This is a genomic window from Halomonas daqiaonensis (assembly GCF_900109725.1).
Taxonomy (GTDB): domain Bacteria; phylum Pseudomonadota; class Gammaproteobacteria; order Pseudomonadales; family Halomonadaceae; genus Halomonas; species Halomonas daqiaonensis.
Genome location: NZ_FOBC01000011.1, coordinates 17,791 through 40,036 on the forward strand (window position 1 = coordinate 17,791; position 22,246 = coordinate 40,036).

General features: G+C 63.5%; 19 protein-coding genes and 1 riboswitch. Of the genes, 15 read left to right on the forward strand and 4 right to left on the reverse strand.

The genetic code is table 11. From position 1 onward, the window contains the following. Positions 1-82 precede the first annotated feature (82 nt). Positions 83-171, forward strand: a riboswitch (cyclic di-GMP riboswitch). A gap of 132 nt (positions 172-303) precedes the next feature. From BMY30_RS10235 to BMY30_RS10255, 5 genes are all read left to right on the forward strand, one after another. Then, complete coding sequence (locus BMY30_RS10235) at positions 304-864, forward strand: DUF4402 domain-containing protein (protein ID WP_170840112.1); 561 nt, start codon at positions 304-306, stop codon at positions 862-864. A gap of 259 nt (positions 865-1,123) precedes the next feature. Continuing rightward, positions 1,124-1,594, forward strand: coding sequence for a DUF4402 domain-containing protein (locus BMY30_RS10240; protein ID WP_089713286.1), 471 nt, complete (start codon positions 1,124-1,126; stop codon positions 1,592-1,594). A gap of 86 nt (positions 1,595-1,680) precedes the next feature. Beyond that, positions 1,681-2,544 carry a fimbrial biogenesis chaperone gene (locus BMY30_RS10245; RefSeq protein WP_211607298.1) on the forward strand — a complete coding sequence of 288 codons (864 nt, stop codon included), beginning with the start codon at positions 1,681-1,683 and terminating at the stop codon, positions 2,542-2,544. A gap of 25 nt (positions 2,545-2,569) precedes the next feature. Then, positions 2,570-5,215, forward strand: a complete 2,646-nt coding sequence (locus BMY30_RS10250) for a hypothetical protein (protein WP_139195510.1) — start codon at positions 2,570-2,572, stop codon at positions 5,213-5,215. Positions 5,216-5,271: 56 nt separating this feature from the next. Beyond that, the gene (locus BMY30_RS10255; RefSeq protein WP_089713290.1) at positions 5,272-5,799 is read left to right on the forward strand and encodes a YgjV family protein; all 528 of its coding nucleotides are present in this window, start codon (positions 5,272-5,274) and stop codon (positions 5,797-5,799) included. 9 nt (positions 5,800-5,808) lie between these two features. Here the strand turns inward: BMY30_RS10255 and nfsA are convergent, their stop codons facing one another. Continuing rightward, complete coding sequence (nfsA, locus tag BMY30_RS10260; RefSeq protein WP_089713454.1) at positions 5,809-6,540, reverse strand: oxygen-insensitive NADPH nitroreductase; 732 nt, start codon at positions 6,538-6,540, stop codon at positions 5,809-5,811. Between the two features lie 178 nt (positions 6,541-6,718). On the opposite strand from nfsA, the gene BMY30_RS10265 reads away from it, so the two are divergent. The 5 genes from BMY30_RS10265 (at position 6,719) to BMY30_RS10285 (ending at position 10,869) form a co-directional block, all read left to right on the forward strand. Further along, positions 6,719-7,339, forward strand: a complete 621-nt coding sequence (locus tag BMY30_RS10265) for a LemA family protein (RefSeq protein WP_089713293.1) — start codon at positions 6,719-6,721, stop codon at positions 7,337-7,339. Beyond that, entirely contained in the window at positions 7,336-8,082 is a 747-nt protein-coding gene (locus tag BMY30_RS10270) for a TPM domain-containing protein (RefSeq protein WP_089713295.1), read from the forward strand. The genes BMY30_RS10265 and BMY30_RS10270 overlap by 4 nt, the downstream gene beginning before the upstream one ends. A 62-nt stretch (positions 8,083-8,144) precedes the next feature. Further along, complete coding sequence (locus tag BMY30_RS10275; protein WP_089713297.1) at positions 8,145-8,762, forward strand: TPM domain-containing protein; 618 nt, start codon at positions 8,145-8,147, stop codon at positions 8,760-8,762. A 79-nt stretch (positions 8,763-8,841) separates the two neighbouring features. Further along, positions 8,842-9,615: a DUF1499 domain-containing protein gene (locus tag BMY30_RS10280; protein WP_089713299.1), complete on the forward strand. Its 774-nt coding sequence runs from the start codon at positions 8,842-8,844 to the stop codon at positions 9,613-9,615. A 216-nt stretch (positions 9,616-9,831) separates the two neighbouring features. Further along, positions 9,832-10,869: a GGDEF domain-containing protein gene (locus BMY30_RS10285; RefSeq protein WP_170840113.1), complete on the forward strand. Its 1,038-nt coding sequence runs from the start codon at positions 9,832-9,834 to the stop codon at positions 10,867-10,869. Positions 10,870-10,957: 88 nt separating this feature from the next. Here BMY30_RS10285 and BMY30_RS10290 read toward each other — a convergent pair whose 3' ends face one another. Together BMY30_RS10290 and BMY30_RS10295 are read right to left on the reverse strand one after the other, a co-directional pair. Then, complete coding sequence (locus tag BMY30_RS10290; protein WP_089713304.1) at positions 10,958-12,190, reverse strand: DUF3422 domain-containing protein; 1,233 nt, start codon at positions 12,188-12,190, stop codon at positions 10,958-10,960. Between the two features lie 95 nt (positions 12,191-12,285). After that, complete coding sequence (locus BMY30_RS10295; RefSeq protein ID WP_089713306.1) at positions 12,286-13,254, reverse strand: magnesium transporter CorA family protein; 969 nt, start codon at positions 13,252-13,254, stop codon at positions 12,286-12,288. 180 nt (positions 13,255-13,434) lie between these two features. Between BMY30_RS10295 and BMY30_RS10300 the strand changes: the two genes are divergently transcribed. Beyond that, on the forward strand, positions 13,435-14,331 hold the full coding sequence (locus BMY30_RS10300; protein ID WP_170840114.1) for a universal stress protein: 897 nt from the start codon (positions 13,435-13,437) through the stop codon (positions 14,329-14,331). Between the two features lie 9 nt (positions 14,332-14,340). Here the strand turns inward: BMY30_RS10300 and BMY30_RS10305 are convergent, their stop codons facing one another. Next, complete coding sequence (locus BMY30_RS10305) at positions 14,341-15,048, reverse strand: DUF3581 domain-containing protein (protein WP_089713310.1); 708 nt, start codon at positions 15,046-15,048, stop codon at positions 14,341-14,343. Positions 15,049-15,189: 141 nt separating this feature from the next. Here BMY30_RS10305 and BMY30_RS10310 point away from each other — a divergent pair, with 141 nt between their 5' ends. The 4 genes from BMY30_RS10310 to BMY30_RS10325 all read left to right on the forward strand — a co-directional run bounded on the left by BMY30_RS10310 (position 15,190) and on the right by BMY30_RS10325 (position 22,241). Continuing rightward, positions 15,190-18,627: a hypothetical protein gene (locus BMY30_RS10310; RefSeq protein ID WP_089713312.1), complete on the forward strand. Its 3,438-nt coding sequence runs from the start codon at positions 15,190-15,192 to the stop codon at positions 18,625-18,627. 180 nt (positions 18,628-18,807) lie between these two features. Beyond that, positions 18,808-20,235: a sodium:proton antiporter NhaD gene (nhaD, locus tag BMY30_RS10315; protein ID WP_425283436.1), complete on the forward strand. Its 1,428-nt coding sequence runs from the start codon at positions 18,808-18,810 to the stop codon at positions 20,233-20,235. 370 nt (positions 20,236-20,605) lie between these two features. Then, positions 20,606-21,049, forward strand: coding sequence for a hypothetical protein (locus tag BMY30_RS10320; protein ID WP_211607300.1), 444 nt, complete (start codon positions 20,606-20,608; stop codon positions 21,047-21,049). Beyond that, a complete protein-coding gene (locus BMY30_RS10325; RefSeq protein ID WP_244516179.1) occupies positions 21,018-22,241 on the forward strand; it encodes a hypothetical protein in 1,224 nt (407 codons plus the stop codon). Before BMY30_RS10320 ends, BMY30_RS10325 begins: the two co-directional genes overlap by 32 nt. Positions 22,242-22,246 lie beyond the last annotated feature (5 nt).

Sequence of the window (22,246 nt, forward strand, 5' to 3'; positions counted from 1 at the left end):
CAAGGAAGGGTGATACGGCCTCCGACAGAACGAAGTTTCCCAACTTGTCGGCACAAAAGTGTAAAGAAAAAGAAGTTAGTAAGAAAGAAAAAGGCAAACCCGTCGAAAGGCGGGGACGCAAAGTAACCGGTCTAAAGGGTGTAACAGCCCCAAGACAGCGGGACCGCCAACACCCCACCTTGGTTCAGGGCACGTTATTCTTCATGCCTTCCCATCGCAGTGTGAACGGTTCCCCTAACTGGTGTTAACTCAAGTAGTTGCCCACGCAAAACCATCGTGGCAATGGCTTATAGGGGATTGAAAATGAACACATCTTCTTTCATTCGCAAGAATTTCCGCCTTACCGTACTGGCTTCCGTCGTCGCGCTTGGTGCGTTCGGGGCATCCAACAGCTTTGCTGCAACCACGGACACCACGGCTACGGGAACCGTCATTGCGCCCATTGCGATCACCAACCCGGTGAACTTGGATTTTGGACGATTCGTCCCGGGCACCGCTGTAGGTACCGTAAAGGTTGACACTGACGGTAGTCGAACCGCAACAGGGGATGCCATTCTCCCGACCGTTGGCCCCACTCCGACCGCTGCCCAATTCCTGGTCACCGGGGGTGCTGACGCAACCTACACTATCTCATGGACAGGCGCTGTGCTGACCAACACATCCGGAGCGGGAGCTGAGACCATGGCACTGGCAAAAATCAGTGACCTCACCGGCACCGGCGGTGCCTCGGCGGACGTGTTAACAGGCACCCTAAGCGCAGCGGGTGATCAAACCATCTATCTGGGCGGAACGTTGTCAGTGGGTGCCGCTCAGGTCGCCGGAAATTACTCAGGTGTTGTGTCAGCAACAGTAGAGTACAACTAACCGATAACCGACATGTCGAGCCGGGCGCCAGCCCGGTGAAGACCAGGGTGGGCTTATGAAAGGAACTTTCGGAGGCTCCACCCTGATTAAGCGCTGACTCATGTCAGCGTTACTTTCCTCCTGAAGCAAGCATCTTCCGGCAAGCCCGGGGAATCGCCTTTCTATTTATTCATAGAATAAAAACAGGTGATGCACTTATTTCATGAATTCAGGTCTACATCTACAACTAGACCAAGATTAACAATCCAGGGGTATTGCGATGAAGCGTAAATGGGCAGCGATCACGGCTGGCGCCTTATTGGCCACTCTCGTGGCTTCCCATGGCTGGGCGCAGGAGATGGTGATCCAGAATAACCGGGGATTGTCGTTCGGCAGCTTCGTGGCGGGCAGTGGCGGCTCGGTTGCGGTCAGCCCTAGCGGCCAGCGCAGTGCCGGCGGCGATGTGCTGTTGATCCGCTCGGGTGAGGGCATTGCCGCCGAGTTTACGGTAACGGGCGATACCCAAGCGACCTATACGATCCAGTTACCCGGCGACGATTTCGTGACACTCACGGGCCCGGGCAGCGATATGTTCATCAACGCCTTTACCAGTGCCCCTTCCGGCGCCGGCGGCCAGCTCAGCGCGGGCGGGTCCCAGAGCCTGACAGTCGGAGGGACACTCAATGTCGGTATTGCTCAAGGACCGGGGGATTACGCGGGCACCTTCAGCGTAATCGTCAACTACAACTGATGTCTCTCGAGCGTCTCGACCGGGTGGCGCCCATCGTTCCACATGCTTTCCGGTACTCACGAAACAAACGATTAATGGATTCCAAAATGATTCCCAAGACCTTGACCCTGAAAGCACGTGGCATGACGCTCCTCTCCCGCTCCACCCTGTGCGCCCTGCTGTTCATGTTGCCGGCGAGCCATGCGCTAGCCCAGTTGATGCTGTATCCCACCCGAGTCGTCTTCGAGGGCAACCAGCGTTCGGCCCAGCTGGAGCTGATCAACAATGGCACCGAAACCGCCACCTATCGCATTTCCCTGGTCAACCGCCGCATGGGTGAAACCGGTGAGTTCTCTGAAATCGCTTCGCCTCTGCCGGGTGAACAGTTTGCCGAGTCTCTACTGCAATACTCGCCGCGCCAGGTGACCCTTGAGCCCGGTGCCGGTCAGGCGGTTCGTATCATGGTACGCAAGCCAGGCAATCTGGCGGCCGGCGAATATCGATCACACCTGCTGCTCGCGCAACAGCCAGACACCAGTGGACGTCGGAGCATCGAGTCCGGCTCTGCCGCCGATGGCGAGATAGGCATTCAACTGACGGCGCTGGTCGGCGCTTCTGTCCCGGTGATCGTGCGTCATGGCGCGACAGACGCCAATGTTGCCTTGACCCAGCTCCAGCTTCAGCGATCCGCAAGCGGATTACCGCTGCTTGCCCTCCAGATGCAGCGCAGCGGTACGCAATCTGTCTTCGGCGATCTGACCGTCAGCTTCACCCCGCAAAGCGGCGCCGAGCAGGTCATCGGCCGCGCCAATGGGGTGGCCGTCTATACGCCCAACCCCCTGCGCAACGCGGGCATTGCACTGCAACCGCCGAGTGGACTGCCCCTCAGCAACGGCACCCTGCGCGTCACTTATCGCGAACAGGCAGAGGACGGTGGCGACTTGCTGGCCGAGGCGGCGTTATCGCTATAGCCTCCTGGCTGCATGGCGCACGTAAATGACATCCGCTATCGCCCATCGTGCCAGTACGTTGGCCGTGCTGGCGTCTAGGCTGGTGTTGTTGTTAGTGCTGCTGGCCTGCGTACTGGTCTACGCCCCGGTTCTTTCGGCCCAGGAACCGGCCGTAGAACCGGAGCTCCTGATCCTGGAAGTGCGCCTGGACCAGGCTATCCTGTCAGGCGCCATTCCGGCCTATGAGGTGGGTGAGCATACCCTGTTGCCGCTGGGCGAACTGGCCAGGCTGTTGACCATCGCCATCCAGACTCAGCCAGGAGAAGGCGTCGCCAGCGGTTTTATCCTCAGCGAGGATCGCGGGTTCAGCCTGAACCTGGACAGCGCCAGCGTTACCCTGGCCGGGAAGACCGAGAGCTTCGATCCGGCGCTGGTGCTGGTAGAGCCGGACGATATCTATGTGGCGGTGTCCCTGCTCGAAGATTGGCTTCCGCTGTCACTCGAGATCGACCGTGCCGGTCTCTTCCTGCGCGCTCATGCCCTCGAGGCATTGCCCCTGCAGACCCGCCTGGCTCGGGAAGGTCTCGGGGCTCGTGTCGGAATGCCGGGTGGCTATGAGGATCCCGGCTATCCCCACCACGAGCAGCCATACCGGCTGTGGAGCATGCCATTCATCGATCAGACGTTGACCACCGAACTGCAGCGAAACAATGGCCGTACCCAGAGCGACGCGACCTATACCGCTTTCCTCACCGGGGATCTGCTGGGCATGGAATCCTCGCTCTACTTTTCCAGCGGCCTGCAGGACCCTTCGCCGGAGATACGCGCCACGCTCGGGCGCCACGACCCCGGCGGAAACCTGCTGGGCCCGCTGCATGCCCGGTCTTTCCAGTTCGGCAGTCTCTCGACCCCCAGCGTCGAGAATATTTCCCGCGGTATCAGCGGCGAGGGGGTGACGTTGAGCAATCGCCCCCTGACACGGCCCACCAGCTTCGATAGTCAGACGTTCGAGGGCGACTTGCCGCCGGGATGGGACGTGGAGCTCTATTACAATGGTGCCCTCGTGGGTTTCACCCAGGCCGATGCCGATGGCCGCTATCGTTTCGAGGACCAGCCCCTGAGCTATGGCCGCAATGACTTCCGGCTGATTTTCCATGGTCCCCTGGGCGAGACACGGGTAGAGCCATACAGCTTCCCCCTGGATCAATCCATGGTTCTCCCCGGCGAATTCCAGTACAGCGTGACCGAGCACCGGGACGACGACGGGCAATCTCGAACCATCGCCCAGTTCGACCTGGGTCTCGCGCGCGCGCTGACCGCCTCGGCCGGGCTGATCCGGGCACCGGTGGACGGCGACGAGGAGCTCTATTCCACCCTGGGGGTACGCACCTTCTGGCAATCGCTGAGCCTCGGCGGGGGCCTTGTCCAGGCGATGGACGGTGGCTCGCTGGCCGAGCTCGATGTCCAGACCCGTATCGGCGGCGTGGCCGTGGACGCGAGCCGCATTCTGCTGACCGATTTCACCAGTGAGCTGTTTCCTGACACCAGCGATCCCATTCTCACCCGTGATGCGCTTCGACTCACCGGCACCCTTCCGCTGTTGGCGCGCTCGCGCATGCCCGTCACCCTCGAGGCCAGGCGCGACGAGCGGGAGTCCGGCAGGACCAGTACCGATGTCAGCGCCCGGGTTTCCGCTTATGTGTATCGCACGGCCCTCACCAACACCCTTCGCTGGCGCGCCTCCGATGACAGCGAGCACACTGACGGCAGCCTGCAGGTCAGCCGCCGTGTTCGCGACATGAGTTTGCGCAGCCAGATCGATTACCAGCTGGGCTCGGAGAGTGACATCTCCTCGTTAGCCCTCTCCGCCGAGAAATATCTGGCAAACGGCTACCGCGGGACCCTGGGCATCGCCCACACCTTTGCCTCCCCCGAAACCCAATATTCCGCCGGCTTTACCAAAAACCTGGGCCGCTTCGGGTTGGGCGTTAATGCCAGCTATGCAGACACAGGAGATATCGCTCTCGGGGCGCAATTGTTCATTGCCATGGGTCGAGATGACAGGCGCTCCGACTGGCGCTTCGATGCCAAGCCCATGGCGAACACCGGCGCCGCTTCCGTGCGAGTGTTCCTGGACGAGGACAACGATGGCGTAATGGGCGCCAATGAGGAGCCGCTGCCGGGGGCTGGATTCATGGTCAACGGCGGCAGACACCGGGCCCGCACGGATGCGGAAGGTATCGCCTATGTTGATCACTTGCCGGTGAAGCAGCATCTCGACATCGGGATAGACACCGCGACGCTGGTAGACCCGCAATGGGCGCCGGCAATCGAAGGCTTGAGACTGGTGCCGCGCCCGGGCAACGTGACCAGCCTGGAGTTCCCGGTGCGCATGAGCACGGAAATCGATGGCACGGTCTACCTGCTGGAAGATGGTGTCGAGCGCGGTGTCGGAGATATAGAGCTGGAATTGCTCAACAACCGGCAAGAGATATTGGCCCGCACGACAAGCAGCTGGGACGGTTTCTATATTGTGCCAGGCGTCATCGCCGGGGAATACCGGTTGAGAATTTCACCAGAGCAACTGCAACGCCTGAACCTGATCGATAGCGGCACAATGGAACTGAGTGTGTCGGGCGACGGCGCCTTCATCAGCGGCGTCAATCTGACGGTATCGCCAGCATCGCCATAGCGGCGTGATAGCATGGCGTAATCCCACCTATCCTCATCTCGACAGCGGATATTTCCATGGAAGAGATCGGCCTGAGATGGCTGCTGGGCCAGGGCGTCAGCCTGGTGGCCCTGGCGCTGTGCCTGGTGGCCTTCGCCAGCAAGCGCGACGACAAGCTGTTCGTGCTGCTGCTGTTCGCCAATGTCGCCTTCGCCGCGCAGTTTGCGCTGTTCGAAAGCTGGGTGGCAGCGGGCATCTCGGCGCTGATCGTACTGCGCATCGCCCTGGTGCGCCGTTTTCCACGCCACCTCGTGCTCATGCTGGTGATGCTGGCCGCCACCCTGGCGGTGGCGGCGCTGACCTGGAGCGGCCCACGGGACATCCCCGCACTGACGGCAGGGCTGCTGGGCACTTGGGGCATGTTCATGCTGAGCGGGATCGCCATGCGCGCCGCCCTGGCCATCGCAGCGCTGTGCTGGGTGATCAGCAATCTGCTGGCCGGTTCGATCGGCGGTACCATCGCCGAGAGCCTGATCTTCCTGACCAATGTGATCACCATGTTGCGAATGCGCCGCGATGCCCGGCTACGCTACATCCACGGCTGAGGCGGTGACTCACTTCATCTCGAAGCCGCGCTTCACCAGGAACTCGCGCATGTGGGGGCGCAGCTTGGTGTCGAACAGCGGGGAGAGGTTCTGCGACCAGGTGCTCGCCTTGTTGCCGCCCTTTCGCGACTGGTAGTAGGCGTTCATGGTCTCGTCGAAGGCCTCCACCTGCTCGCGGTTGTCGCGGTAGGTGTCTTCCTTGAGGATCGCCGCCACCGGCAGGCGCGGCTTCACGTCCGGATCGTGGGCCGGATAGCCGAGACACATACCAAACACCGGGAAGACGTGGTCCGGCAGCTCAAGCAGGTCGCTGATCTGCTGGGGATTGTTGCGCACCCCGCCGATGTAGCAGATGCCCAGCCCCTCGGATTCCGCGGCGATGGCCACGTTCTGAGCCATCAGGGCGGTATCCACGCTGGCCACGAGCAGTTGCTCGGTCATGCCTCGCACCACCCGAGCACCGGTACGCTCGGCGGCCTCGGTGGGACGCTTCATGTCGGCACAGAAGACCAGGAAGGCGCCGCCGGTGGCCACGTAGGACTGGCCGCCGGCCAGCTCAGCGATCGTCTCGCGGTTGGTGGGATTCTTCACATGGATGACCGAGTAGGCCTGGACGTGGCTGGAGGTAGCCGCGGCCTGGCCGGCCTCGATCAGCGCCTCAAGCAGCTCGCGAGAGACCGGCTGGTCGGTGAACTTGCGGATGGAACGGTGGGACTTCAGAAGTTCGATGGTGGAATTCATGGGGCCTCGTTGCAGGGTGCCGATCAGTGTCACATTCTCTATCACTACGCAACGCCTTGCACCACCCAGGGCCGTGCTGTTCTCTGCCAGGCAGCGTGTCGGCATGGCATCGCTTCCTTCACACCAACCTGAGCTGTACCTTGGACCTCATCGAATCAATGACAGGGATGACCGCCCCATGCTGACGAGACATACCACGCTTCCCGACCCTCGCGTCTGGCGATTGGCGATTGTGCTGATCATGGCGATGTTGTTGACGGGTTGCGGCATCAACAACATTCCCACCTATGACGAGCAGGTGAAATCGGCCTGGGCCCAGGTGGAGAACCAGTATCAGCGACGCGCCGACCTGGTGCCCAACCTGGTCGAGACGGTCAAGGGGTTTGCCCGGCAGGAGAAGGAGACCCTGACCGCCGTAGTGGAGGCACGGTCCAAGGCCACGTCCATCCAGATCGATGCCGAGTCGCTGGACGATCCGGAAAAGTTGCGCCAGTTCGAGCAGGCTCAGCAGCAACTCAGCGGGGCACTGAGCCGCTTGATGGCAGTGTCCGAGCGTTACCCCGAGCTGAAGTCGAACCAGAACTTCCTGACCCTGCAGTCGCAGCTGGAGGGCACTGAAAACCGCATCGCCGTGGCGCGCCGCGACTTCATCACCGCGGTCGAGCGCTACAACACCGAGATCCGCACCTTCCCCGGCCGCCTGTGGCACAGCATCCTCTACAGCGACATGCCGCTTCGCGAGACCTTCGACGCCACGACCGAGAACGCGGACCAGGCCCCTCAGGTGGAGTTTGAATGAGCGATCTTCTGCGCATTCCGTTATTGGTATTGCTGCTGTCGGCGGCGGTCGGCCTTCAGGCCCAGGAAATTGACTTTCCCGAACTGACCGGTCGCGTGGTGGACCAGGCCGAGCTGCTGGATGAGACCACCGAATCACGACTGAGCGAGCAACTCGCGGCCCACGAAGAGGCGACCACCGAGCAACTGGTCGTGGCCACCCTGCCCGACCTGCAGGGCGTCACCATCGAGGAATATGGCTATCAGTTGGGGCGCCACTGGGGTATCGGCCAGGCAGAGGAGGACAACGGCGCCCTGCTTATCGTCGCGCCGAATGAGCGCAAGGTCCGCATCGAGGTGGGCTATGGCCTCGAGGGTCGACTGACCGACGCCCAGTCCTCGGTGATCGTCAACCAGATCCTGACGCCAGCCTTCCGCGAGGGCGACTACGCCCGCGGCATCACCGAGGGCGTGGAGGCGATCATCAAGGTGCTGGGCGGCGAGCCGATGGATACCAGCGACGCCGCCAGCCCCCAGGCTCGGGGTCAGGAACCCGAAGGACCAGCCTCGATACTCTTCTTCGTGATGATGGCCATCGTCATGACCCTGGTACGCGGCGGTCGCGGCGGCCTGCTTGCCGGTATGTTGCTGGGCGGTGCGCTCGGCGGCGGGTCGCGCGGCGGTGGTGGCGGCCTCGGCGGCGGCGGTGGTTTCGGCGGTGGGGGCGGCGGCTTCGGTGGCGGTGGCGCTTCCGGCGGCTGGTAACCCGGCATTCCGGCCGGTGGCGGCACCGACACGACAATCAAGATTCGGAGATCACGACCCCCATGGCTTTATTGAGTGAAAACGAGCAACGTCAGGTCGCAGAGGCGATCCATCGGGTCGAACGCGATACCGATGCCGAGCTGGTCACCGTACTGGCTCCGCGAGCGGACAACTATGCCTATATCCCGCTGCTCTGGGCCGGCCTCCTGGCCTTGGTGGTGCCCGGTGCGATCAACTACTTTCCCGGCTGGTTGACGGCCTACGAACTGACGCTGGTGCAGTGGGCGACCTTCATCGTGCTGGGGCTGGTGTTCCGCATCCCCACCATCACCACCAAGTTGATCCCACGATCGATTCGCCATTGGCGGGCGGCCAACCTCGCCCGGCGGCAGTTCCTGGAGCAGGAGCTGCACCATACCGAAGGGGGAACGGGGATGCTGATCTTCGTTTCCGAAGCCGAACGCTACGTGGAAATCCTGGTCGACCGAGGCATTTCCGAGCGCGTGAGTGACGAGGCCTGGCAATCCATCGTGGCGGCGTTCACCCGGCAGGTGAAGGCCGGCGAGACGCTGCAGGGTTTCCTGACGTGCATCGAGGCCTGCGGCGAACATCTCAAGGAGCAGGTGCCGGCCACCCACGAGCGCAACGAACTGCCCAATCACCTGATCGTGCTGGATTGACCCTCGTCTGCCCATGCCCCGGGCATGACGAGCGCTACTCCCTTTAAGGGGACACCGCTGACCGACGCGAGGAACCGGCATGACACGAGAGTACATGACATCGGGCCATCGAGGCGTGGGACTGGCCTTCAAGCTGGCGCTGGCCGGGGGCATCCTGGCCCTCCTGGCGGCCCTGTCCATGGCCGGCGCGGGGCCGACTTATCGTACCGGGCTGCTCTCGCTGGGCGATGCCTTCAGCATGCTTCGCTATGGCGCCTACATCGCCCTGGGTGCCGCCGGGCTGGGCCTGCTGGCGCTGCTCATCGCCGCCTTCACCCGTCGCGCACTACCGGCGCTGCTCAGCGGGCTGGTGATCCTGGCCAGCCTCGTGCTGGTCACGGTGCCCTGGATGCAGCTGCAGCAGGCCCAGGCGGTGCCGCCCATCCACGACATCACCACCGATATGCAGGACCCGCCCGCCTTCGACGCCCTGGTGCAGGCCCGGGAAGCCGCCCCCAATGCCGTGGACTACCCCGGTGAGGCAACCGCCCGCCAGCAGCGCGAGGCCTACCCGGCGATCCAGCCGCTGGTGCTGGATGCTCCGCTCCCCGAGGTACTGGCCGCCGCCGAGGCCGAGGCACGCGACGCCGGCTGGGAGATCGCCGCGGTGGACGATACCCGGATAGAGGCCACCGCCACCACCACCTGGTTCGGCTTCAAGGACGATGTGGTGATCCGCCTGACCGAGACGCCTGACGGCGTGCAGGTCGATATGCGGTCTGCCTCGCGGCTAGGCCGCGGCGACGTGGGCACCAACGCGGCCCGTATCCGGGCCTTCCTGAAGGCGCTGGAAAGACGCCTCACGCCGCAATAGCCGGCCTCGCCCTCGCCGAGAATTGGCCGGCCGCGCCCTCTATCGCAACCGCTACCGCGTCAAGCAGGCGCCGCTGCGGAAGGAGGTCTGAAGTGACGCCGGCGACACGCCGCGGCGAATTGATCCACGGCAAGCCCAATGGCTAATTCAGGTGAAGCTCAATGAAGTTTAGGGTAGCGTGACACCATGGCCGCCCTAGACCAGCGAGACAACGCGATGTCCGATCAAGACCCCTTGCCGCCCCTGGAGTGGGATCCCCAAGGCGTGCAGATCCAGGGATTTTCCGCTGGTCTCTATCAGATCGAATGGCTGCTGGTCACCATCGTCATGCTTTATCTGGTGATCATGGGCCTTCCCGACGAAGGGGGGCTGGGCGTGCTGACCGCGACCTTCGGCTATTTCGGTTTCAGCCTGCTGGCCAGCCGGCTGTACTTCTTCGGGGAAAAGCAGCGCTGGCTGCTGGCCCTGCATACCTGGGCCATGATCGTCTTCATCACCTGGTTTCTCTACAACACGGAAGGTGTGACCGGTCCGCTGGCGAGTCTCTACCTGCTGGCGGTGGTTACCAGCGCCCTGACCCTGGGCGTGCTGGTCACGATGCTCGAGGTGGCGGCTATTGCGGCTTGCCAGCTGTTGCTGCTCCATCTCCTGGGCACCCACATCCTGACTACTGCCAACCTGGCGCCGGTCGGCACCAGCATCGTCGCCCTGCTGATCGTCGGCTACCTGACCGCGGCACTGGTCGATGCCATCCATGTCTCCAACCGTACCCTGCTGAAGATGGCCAGCCGCGATGCCTTGACCGGCCTGTTCAACCGACGTGCCTTCGACGACCTGGCCAAGCCGATCCACCTGATGGCCAGGCGTTCGGGGCGCCCCTACTGCGTGATCGCCATGGATATGGATGGCCTGAAACGCATCAACGATACCAAGGGACACGGCGCCGGTGATCAGGCCATCCGGGGCCTGACGCAACGGCTGGTGGAGTGCAAGCGCAGCAGCGACGTCCTGGCTCGCTACGGCGGGGACGAGTTCGTGATGCTGCTCCCTGATACCAATGCAGCCGGGGGCAGGAACATGATGCAGCGTCTCGTCAATGCTGTGAAGGACGACAAGCTATCCATCAGTGTGGGGGTAGCGTCCTATCCCGAGCAGGGTGAGTCGCTCGAAGAGCTTCTCGACCACGCCGACAACGCCATGTACTTCAGCAAGGCCTCGGGCGGCAATCGCGTATCGATCCGCGCCGTGGCCTGAGCAGAGCCCCGGGGCCGTAGGGCAGCGACCTGCAGAGAACGCAGCCCTCATCGCGGGAGGCTGCGGCAGGGGTCGAGTGGCCCTGTGGTCAGTGATTCTTGACGCGATGTATCCGCCAGGCGAGCAGGCCGATGATGCCCAGGCTCAGCGGTCCCAACACAGCGGCGGCAACGATAGGCTCGATCATCACGCCGAGGGCGCCGAGGCTCTGCAACCCCAGCTTGAACAAGCTGAAGAGGTAGTAGCTGATGACGATGACCGACAGCCCCTCGACGGCCTTCTGGATCTTCAGCTGGCTGCTGGTGCGCTCGTTGAGGCTCTGCAGGATCTCGGAATTCTGCGCCTCGATCTCTACCTGCGCACGGGTCCGCAACAGGTCGTTGAGCCGCGCCACACTCTCCGCCAGGCTCTCCTGGCGCTGGTTAATCGCGGCGCAGTAATGCACCGTCGGCCGGAAGCGGCGAAGGATGAAGGTCCCCAGCCGAGGGCGATCACCGAGGCGCTCCTCGCGCAGCTCGTCGATGCGATTGAAGACGATCCGCGCATAGGCCTCGGTGGCACTGTAGCGCTGGCGCGAGCGGGCACCGGCGCGTTCCAGCTGGGCCGAGAGCGCGGAAATGGCCGCCAGCAGCGGTCGAGAGGTCTCCTCCCCGTCTTCGGTATTGCGCTCCGAGAGTTCGCTGAGCTCGAGCTCGTAGTCGCGCAGCTCGAGGCTCATCTGCTTGGCCACCGGCAGGGCCAGCGAGGCCATCATGCGGTAGGTCTCGATCTCCAGCAGCCGTCGGGTCATGCGCCCAAGGCGGAAGGCATTGAGACCGCGATTGACCAGCAGCAGGCGGTTGACGCCTGCCGCCGTGAGCCGGAAGTCGCTCCACACGGTGGCATCACCATCGCCCACACTTGACCCGGCGGGGTCACGAAAGCCGAAGGCCTCGGCGTCGCCGCCCCAGGAGGCCTCGGCCTCCACCAGGATCAGGGTGGCGCTGATCAGCGCCCAACTGTGCTCGGCGGCGACCTCCGCCAGCAGCGGCGGAGGCGCCGGCCAGGGCTCGCCGCGGTCAGGCCTCGGTACCAGCAGAGTCAGGGTGAAGAATTCGGTATGACGCTCCCATTTCAGAGTCTGGTCGCCGAGTTCGAGGATCTCCTGGGCCGCCTCGATGTCGGGGGTCCTGCCGGATACCTCGGCAACCCGGCCGAGGATGTCCGCGGCGATGCCGTCACCATCGAGGAAGGCGTAGTGGTGAAGGTGCGCTGGCTCCTCGAAGTAGATCGAGGGCCGGGCATGGAGCTCGTTGTGCAGTCGGGCGCGCTGTGGGTGCATGTCGGGGCCAGAAATGAAGAAAGTCCCATGAGACTAAAGGCTAGTTTTGTTCTGGCCAAGTGTTCCGCGTCAACGTGCCACGCGGGCCGCCAGGCTCAAAGCCACTTCCTGCGCCGAAACAGCCACAGCAGGCCGAAGCCGATGGCGAGCATGATCCCCAGTACCACGAAGTAGCCCCAGCGAAAGGCAAGCTCCGGCATGTGGGCAAAGTTCATGCCATAGACGCCGGCGATGAAGGTGAGCGGGACGAAGATGGCGGTGATTACCGTGAGCACCCGCATGGTGATGTTGAGCTGGTGCGAGGAGAGCGAGATGTAGCCGTCGATCAGGTCGCCGCAGATGTCGTAATACATCTGGGTCAGGCTATACAGGCGCTCGAAGCGCTCGTGTACGTCGTTGATGGCGTGCAAGGTGTCATCGTTGTCGCGTGGCAGATGCTCGTAGTCGTAGGCGGTGAGCTCCTGGGTGATGCCGACGTGATAGCGGAACACCCGGCGCATCTTCACCAGCCGCGAGCGGTAGGCGATGACCCTGCGCATCAGCGCGTCACTGCCATCCTCCAGCAGCGCATCCTCCAGGTCACTGAGGGCATTCTCGAACTCGAGCAGGCTGTCGAGATAGTAGCCGGCGGAGACGTTCATGACCTTGAGCGCCACGTGCTCGGGGGAACGACGCAGCAGCGTCTCGCCCTCATGGCCCAGCACGCGGTCGATGCTCAGTGCGGTGCCGGGGTGCAGGCTGATCAGCGAGCGCTGACCGACGAAGAAGGCAACCTGCTGAGGCGTGAAATTGAGCTCGGCATCGAAGGAGGAGATGCCGCGATAGAGGATCAACGTATGAGTCTCGAACTCCTCGATCTTGGGCGGGTGGCGCTCGCGTTGGGCGTCGTCGATGGCCAGGGGGTGGCAGTCGAAGGCCTCGAGCAATTCGCGCTCGCGCACCTGGCCCTCGCCCTGCAGGTCGATCCAGATGCGGCTTCCCGCATCGTCGCGCCAGCACGCAATCAGCTCCTCCCCGCCCTTCGTCACTCGGCCATCGGCCTCCAGCAGCAGCGTACGCATCATCGGGTCGTCATCCTCTGGCGAGACAATTCCCGAACCTTACGGCACGGCCACCGCCCTTGCCCAGCACCGGCCGGCGCGATGCCGCAACACCAGCGCGAACCTGGCGGACCTACCCCTCGACACCGGCTGTCGATTACAGTATCTGCATGATCGCGGTTATGAAACGGGGAGGGGATGTCGATGAGTGAGCCGATCTCGCTGGTGATCGTGCCCGTGGATGGATCACCGTCGTCGCAGGCGGCGGCGCGTCATGCCAGCCTGCTGGCCAGGCTGCTCGAGACGCCGCTGCAGCTGCTGCACGTGATGCCGCTCAACCCGGCGGAGCTTAGCGATATCCCCGCCAACCGCCAGGCGGAGGCCGACCACGACAGGGCACGACGCCAGGACAAGGCCACCGAGGCCTTTGCCCGAGCGCGAAAGGCGCTGGACCCGGGCCTGGCGCAGGCACCTGACGAGGTGCTGCTCGAGGACGCCAGCTTCGTCCGCCATCCCGACCGCGCCATCCTCGAGCACGCCGATCAGCAAGCCGGCTGCCTGTTGGTGCTGGGGGCCCGACAGTTGAGTGACGTCGGCAAGTTCATGAAGGGCAGCATCAGCAACGAAGTGGTGCACCAGGCCCGCTGCCCGGTGACCATCGTGCATGCCAAGGCTGGCCTGTCCGACGCGGCGCGCCTGGGGCAGGTGCTGGTGCCGGTGGATGGCTCCACGCACTGCCTGAAGGCAACTGCCCTGGCAGGCGAGTTGGCCCGTCACGCCGAGGTGGCGGTGGAACTGGTCTTCTGCCGGCCGGACGGCCGCCCTGCGGGCACCAAGGAGAAGGATGACAGCCCGTCCGGCGAGGCCTTCCGGCGGGCCAGGGAGGCCCTGGGCGAAGTGCCGCACGGCATCGAGGAGGTGGTAAGCGAGGGAGAGCACGTCCCGGAGGCTATCGTCGCTCGGGCCCGGCATCACGCCGAAGCGGCGCCGATGGTCGTCATGGGTCGCCGTGGCCTGGGCAAGTGGCAGTCATCCCTGCTGGGCAGCGTCAGTCACCGGGTCATCGACCTGGCGCCCTGCCCGGTCACCGTGGTGACCTGAGATTCAGGCCTAGGCCTCGTAGGCGGCCTTGAGGCGGTAGAACTCGGCGACCACCTCATCCATGGCCTCGGCGTCATAGTCACAGAGTCCACTGACCACCAGCTTCTTGGAGCCGGTGCCGATGGCCTCGTCACCTGCCAGGATGCGGAACTCGAGCAGCGCATCGCCGCGCTTGCCGGTCACCTCCAGAGAGGAATCGACGAACTTCAGGCCCGGCGCAGGAGCATCCAGGCGGTCCAGACAGAACCCCATGCTGTCGTAGATCACCAGCGGTCGGCGCGGGTTGAACATCACCCCCTTCTCTTCCATCAGCGGCTTGAGATAGTGGGGGAAGTTCTTGCCCGAGAAGGCAACATAGCTGCGGGTGAAGGCCTCCACCACCGCCTCATCGCGGGTCGTCTCGCCGCTGCGCTCGACGTCCAGGTAACACTTGCCGCTCTCGTCGAGGACGAGAATCCGGCCATCGTCCTGCTCGTCGAAGCATAGCGGCGTGCCGTCCCCGACCATGTTCAGAAAGCGGAAGGTCATGTGCTGGGAAAGGCCGAAGCGCGCCAGCACCAGCGCAAAGAGCAGATCGCCGGGCACACAGAAGCGGCGCGCATCCGGATTGTGGATGGGGTTGTAGTCGCCGGCAATGCGCTTGGCGAACTGGCTGGCCTGCTGTGCGGAAATGCGGATACGCCCATCCGTAAGCGTATGGAAGTCATCGAGAAACATGCACTCTATGCCTGCGTCGTTGGCGGTCTGTACCCTGCCGGCGGTTGCCGGGAAGGCAGATGATGCCACAAAACCCCACGACAACGCAGGCTGACGAGGCCGTGTACCATGACCCCGGACACCGCAGCTCGAGAAAACCGCATGCAGCACCCGAATGCTGTTTCACCCGGACGTCGTCGCCTGGCCTGGCTGATGGCCTTTCCCTTGTTAGCCTTCATCCTCTACCTGGTCGTGGCCAACGGGCTGATCAACCTGCCGAAAACCCAGGCGTGGCTGGCCGAGAGGGCCGACATCTCGATCCGCTGGGAGGCGGGCTGGAGCGCCTTCCCCGGCCATATTGCCCTTGAGGGGCTGCAGGTCGAAAGCGACAACCCGCCCCTTCGGCTGGCGGTGGACCAGGCCCGTCTGCGGATATCGCTGCCTGCTCTGCTCCAGCGACGTCTGGCGGTTTCCAGCCTTACGGCACAGGGGCTACGCCGCTTCGGCCTTGACGAGCTCAACCTGGAGGGGGATGGCGAGGTCGCACTGTCCTACCTGACGCTGAACGATGGCCAGATATCGATCCAGGGGCTCGAACTCGGCATGGAGACGGCCCGAGTCAGGCGCGACAACACGGTGTTGGCCAACGATATCCGCCTGGCGACCTACCTGCAGGTGGCACCCTTCGACTTTAACGAACATCCCGGCCTGGCAGCGGCACGTTTCGTCTCGGGAACGCTGTCTCTGGAAGCCACGGCCGATGCCTGGGACGTCTTCACTCCTTACCTGCGCCAACTGGACTGGCTCGACCTGTCCGGGCGGGGCAGGCTGACCGGGGAGCTGTCACTCGAGCGCGGCGAGCTCGTCCCGGGGAGTGAACTCACCCTGGACTCTCCGTCGCTGCTGGTGGAGCTGGACGAGCAGGTACTGCTGTCGCCATCCGAGGAATCCCGGGATTTGGCCGAGGCCAAGATGGACCGCCTTCGACTCAGTGGCGACGGCCGGGTCATCAGCCGGGTCGTGGAAGGCGACGAGGGACCGGTCATGGAACTCGCGGTGACCCTCGACAGGATGGAGATGCTGCGGGCAGGCCTGAACCACCCTTTCATGACCAGCCGGCGCTTCCACCTCTCCACCCGCGTGCTCGGCACCGGTCTCGCCGACACCCAGTGGCAACTGACCTCCGCTCGACTCGAGTGGGAGGAAGCCCGCCTGCCCGACGTCGGCGCCCTGTCGGTTTACCTGCCGGAGGAGGGACCACTGACGCTGCAGAGCGGCAGTGCCCGACTGGAAGGATACCTGGCGTATCGGGATGGCTTGTTCGAGGGCAATTTCCTCCTGGCCGGCGACCAGGTGGCCCTGACCCTGGCCGGACGACCGCTGGAAGGCAGCATGATGCTGGACCTGGCACTGCCCGAGATCGATCCACGCCGGCGTCGATTGGACCTGACGGGCACCCATCTCGCGGTCTCGGCTCGGGGAGAGGGAGACGAAGTGCCGTTGACCACCGAGATCACTCTCGAGGAGGCCAACCTGACCTCACTGGGCCCCTTGGCCAGGCTCATCAAAGAAGAAGGAGCGCCACCGATTGAGGGCCGAGTCGTCGTCAGGGGACGCGTGGCCCGGCTCGATGTCCTCGATGACTTTCTGGTTCACACCGTCGACGGTGGCCTGACGCTGGAAGGCGGTGGCGACCTGGTTGCCAGCCTGCAACTGGAAGGGGGCCGTGTGGCCTCGGGCAGCCGCCTGGCGGTGACCACCGAGTCATTGGCAGCTCACTTGTTCGACCTGGAAGCCCGGGGACGCGGCAGCGTCACGGCCAGCTGGCAGGATGCCCCGGACGGTCCCCTTACCCGGCTGGACGCCAGCCTGGAGGAGGCCAGTGTATCGAGATCTTCCGACGGTGGGCTGCTGATGGGGGATGGACGACTGGTCCTGACAGCCGAGAGCGATACCCCCAACGCCGGTACCAAGGTGGCAAATCCGCGGCTGTCAGTTTCCTGGCACGACGCCACGATGCCCGATGTCGCGGTGCTGCAGGCCTACCTGCCAGCGGCCGTACCGGGAACGTTAATCTCCGGAAGGGCGATCACTCACGGCCGAATCGATATCCAGGACCACCTGGCCCGCGGCCAGATCGAGCTGACCGGGCAACATACCGTCGGCCGGCTGCTCGAGAGGGAGGTGGAAGGGGAACTGGCGCTGGAGCTGCAAGTGCGGGAAGCCAACCTGGCCAATGGTCGCCTGGACCTTTCCGGGTCACGGCTGGCAATGCAGGCGGCTGCCTCGGGCCCAACCTTGCGCACCCGGATCGTGGCCCGCGAGGCACGACTCGGCCCCCTGCCAATGCTGGGCGGAGAAGGACCAGCGCCGGCGCTTGACGGCGACATGGTGCTAGAGGGGATGGTCGCCAACCTTGGCTTCCTCGACGACTTCCTGCCTTCTGCCCACGGCCTGACCCTAGCCGGTAACGGCCGTTTCAGGGCCAGCCTTCACGTCTCGGATGGCCAGCTTCGTCCGGGTAGCCAGCTCCGGGTCGAGGCAGACGACCTGGCAATCGGCTTCCTCGAGTACGAGGCCAAGGGCCAGGGTCGCCTCGAGACCGAGATCGATGGCGAGCAAGAGACGCCGGGAGCCCGACTGAGCCTGACGCTGCCCCGTTTCAGCCTGAACCGGACAGGCGAAACGCAAGCCTACGTCGAGGGCCGCCACTTCAGCCTCGAGACCGAGACACCGCGCTTCGGCCTCGACCACGACGAGCGCTCCCTGCAGCATTTCACCACTCGCATTCAGCTACCCATCGCCGAGGTGGACGACCTCTCTCGCTACAATGCCTACCTCCCGGACGGGTCGGGGCTGACATTGCTGGGAGGCCGCGCCGGGCTGGAAGTGGACCTGCACCTGGAGGGACTCCAGGCCCGCGGCGACGTCACTCTCCAGGCCTTCGACACGACCATCCGATTCGGCGAGCAGCACCTGGATGGCGACCTGCGACTCGAGGCCCGACTGCGTGATGGCAACCTGGTCACCCGTCGCTTCGATGCCTCCGGCTCACGGCTGAGGCTGGACAACATCCAGCGCCGGGACGAGCAGACGCGCGGCGAGGCAGGCTGGTGGGCGCAGTTGGACATCACCGAGGGCCATCTTGACTGGACCCGTCCCCTGCAACTGGATGCGCGGCTCGACCTGGCGATGCGCGACAGCGGCCTGCTGGCGCGCCTGTTCCTGTCCCGCGCCCGGGAGTGGGCGTGGCTGGGGCGGCGCCTGACGGTTAACAACATCCGTGGTAACGCCATGCTCCACCTCGACGACGATACCCTCCAGTTGCGCGAGGCGCGCCTGACGGGCGACTCCCTGGAGATGCTCGCGGATCTGGTCTTTCGTGACGAGGTGCCGGAAGGATCGCTCTTTGCGCGCCTGGGAATCCTCGCCGCCGGCGTATCCCTTGAGGAGGGGGATCCCGAGGTTCGCCTGCTGCGTCCACGCCAGTGGTATGAACGCCACCGCCCCTCACCGCAAGAGGATCTGGAGGAGGCCACCGTGAGCCAGTGGCAGCGGGCCCTGGACGCCCAGGTTAGGCCCTCCGAAAACCCCGACTGACCTCTCCCTCACCAAAAAAATCGAGGGTAATAAATAAGTGGCATACTGCATTGCAACACGCTGTGATAAGATTCTGCCGCTTTTGACCCTTCCCCCACCTCCTGCCTCAGGATGATCGCAGCCATGCTGACAACCTGTCGTATACCTCCCCGGCCACGGCAATTCGCCCGTTGGCCGGGGATGTTCGTGCTCGCCTTACTCACGATGCTCGCCAGTAGCCCCGTGTTCGCCGTCACCGGTGAGCTCGACCTGACCGGCTCCTTCGTGGGCTTTCTCGCCGTCGCCGTCTTCGTGCTGGCCTACGCCCTGGTCATGGCCGAAGAGAAGATCCACATGCGCAAGTCGAAGCCGGTGCTCGTCGCAGCCGGCATCATCTGGGCGTTGATCGGCTGGGTCTATGTCAAGGCGGGCATGCCCGCCGAGTCGGAGCATGCCTTCCGCATGACCCTGCTCGAGTTCACCGAACTGATGCTGTTCCTGCTGGTGGCGATGACCTACATCAACGCCATGGACGAACGCCGGGTGTTCGACGCGCTTCGCTCCTGGATGGTCCGCAAGGGCTTCAGCTACCGTCAGCTCTTCTGGATCACCGGCGTGCTGGCCTTTGTGATCTCGCCGATCGCCGACAACCTGACCACCGCGCTGCTGATGTGTGCCGTGGTGACCAAGGTCGCCGAGGGCGACAAGCGCTTCATCAATCTCTGCTGCGTCAACATCGTGGTAGCGGCCAATGCCGGCGGCGCCTTCAGCCCCTTCGGCGATATCACTACCCTGATGGTCTGGCAGGCCGGCATCGTCCAGTTCTACGAATTCTTCGACCTGCTGATTCCGTCGCTGATCAATTTCATGATCCCGGCCGTGGTGATGAGCTTCTTCATCCAGAACCGCAAGCCGGCCAGCCTGGAGGAGGACGTCTGGCTCAAACGCGGCTCCCGACGCATCATCGCCCTCTTCCTGCTCACCGTCGCCACCGCCGTGGCCTACCATGTATTCCTGCATTTGCCGCCGGTGCTGGGCATGATGACGGGCCTTGGCTACCTGCAGTTCTTCGGTTACTACCTGCGCCGCACTCTGCCGCGTTCCCTGGAGCGCAAGCGTACCCGCTACAGCCAGCGCGGTGACTGGAAGAAGCTCGAGAGCCTGGGCAGCGTGGTTCCCTTCGATGTCTTCAACCGCGTGGCCCGCGCCGAGTGGGACACCCTGCTGTTCTTCTACGGCGTGGTGATGTGCGTAGGTGGCCTCGGCTACATGGGCTACCTGGGCATGCTCTCCGAGGCCCTCTATACCGGTTGGAACGCCACCGGTGCCAACATTGCCCTGGGGGTGATCTCGGCGGTGATCGACAACATCCCGGTGATGTTCGCCGTGCTGACCATGGAGCCGGATATGTCCCATGGCCACTGGCTGCTGATCACCCTGACCGCCGGCGTAGGTGGCAGCCTGCTGTCGATCGGCTCGGCGGCCGGCGTCGCCCTGATGGGCCAGGCTCGTGGCAACTATACCTTCATGGGCCACCTGCGCTGGACCCCGGTGATCGCCCTGGGCTATGTCGCCAGCGTGATGGCCCACCTGTGGCTCAATGCCGAAAGCTTCCACGTCTTCGGTTGATCCCTGCCCCGGCGGCCATCATCTGCCGCCGGGTTTTCTCCCCGCGTTGATACTCCGACCTGTACATTTCATTAAAGTGATGTAGCGTATAAGAATGACCTGTGCCGAAATGGCACAATGGTTTTCCTGGTGTCTGTCGTGGGTAATCACTGACACTCGCTGGGCATAAAAAGAAAATGCCCCCAGGGGCTGCAGGGAGAAGGCGTCATCGACTCATACACACGTGAAGTGCAGACCACGCCTGCATGGTGCATGAACCTGACGTTCATCAGACAACGGGAATATAACCCCCGATGCCATCAACTGTCCTGACCCGCTCCCTGGCGGCGCTGGAGGCTGCCCGTGTCCGCCAGCCAGGGGGAGGTGCTCAATGCTTCGCCTGAGCCTCCTGGCCCTGGCTTCCGTGCTGCTGGCCAGCCTGTCGCTGGCCGGCACACCGGCCATTGCCCGAGAGGCACCGATCCTGCTGGTGGCACATCCCGATGTGAATACCCGCCAATTGAAGCGCGATACCACTCGCGCCATCTTCGCCATGAGGCAGCGCACCTGGCCCGACGGTCAGGCCGTGCGGGTCTTCGTGCTCGGCAACAATCACCCTGTGCATGCGCGGTTTGCCAAGGAGCAACTCGCCGTCTATCCGCACCAGCTGCAGCTGGCCTGGGATCGCATGGTGTTCTCGGGCACCGGTCAGGCACCCGACCGTGTTCGCAATCAGGTGGAGATGCGCGAGCGGGTCGCTACCACGCCCGGCGCTCTGGGATATCTTGAAAGGGAGTACCTGGATGATCGTGTCCAAGTCATTTCGATGGAGTGATCCTCGCTCCATAACTGCCATGGCTGCCGCTCTGGTCTTGGGCTTGTCAGCCCAGGTCCGGGGTGACGAAGGCGTGCTTGATACCCTCCAGGTGCATGGCTTCCTGAGCCAGGCGCTGATCATTAGCGAAGACAACGACTTCTTCGGCCCCAGCAGCGAGGACGAGGGCAGCTTCAAGTTTACCGAGATCGGTGCCAATGCCTCGCTACGGCCCCATCAGGATGTATTACTGGCCGCCCAGGTACTGAGCCGGCGCGCCGGGGGAGATGGGGATGATGCCCGCCCGGTTCTCGACTATGGCGTTATTGACTACCAGATGCTCTCCGACCAGCAACGCACCTTCGGCATCCAGGTCGGCCGCTTCAAGAATCCCTTCGGTTTCTACAACCAGACCCGCGATGTGGCCTTTACTCGCCCCAGCATCCTGCTGCCCCAGTCCATCTACTTCGATCGCACCCGATCCTTGGGCCTGTCCGGTGATGGTGTCAGCCTCTATCACGAGGAAAGGCTGTCGAATGGAGTGCTTAGAACACAGGTTGGTGTTGGACAAGCTCAGGCAGGGGATGACCTGCGGCGTACGCTTCGTCTGGAGAATGTCCCTGGATCCCTGGATCCAAAGCAATCTGCAATCGGCCAGGTTCGATATGAACATGATGGAGGTCGTATCGTTGCAGCTCTGAGTGCCGCCCAAGCAAAGGCAAGATTCGACTCGAATACGCCTCAGCAATCCGATATCACCTTTCGCTTTCGTCCCGTTGTTTTGTCTTTACAGTACAACGAAGAGCTCTGGAGCCTTACTGGTGAATTTGCGATGCGGCCAACGAAGTTGAGGGGGGTAGACAATCCTTGGCTCAACGATGTCACCGGCGAAAGCTGGTATATCCAATATACCCGGCGCTTCCTTGATGACTGGCAGTGGCTGGTTCGTTACGACAGTCTGACCAGCAACAGGGATGACCGTTCGGGGAAGGGCCTCGAGGAATTTACCGGTGGCAGGGTGCCCGCCCATTCACAGTTTGCCGATGACATCACGGTGGGACTTCAGTGGACCCCTCATCCTCGAGTCATGCTGGCCGGCGAATACCACCATGTCGATGGGACCGGCTGGCTGCCTGTCCAGGATAACCCGGACCCCTCGGAGACCAGTCGTCGCTGGAATATGCTGCTTTTCCAGCTGTCGTTGCGCTTCTGAGGTCT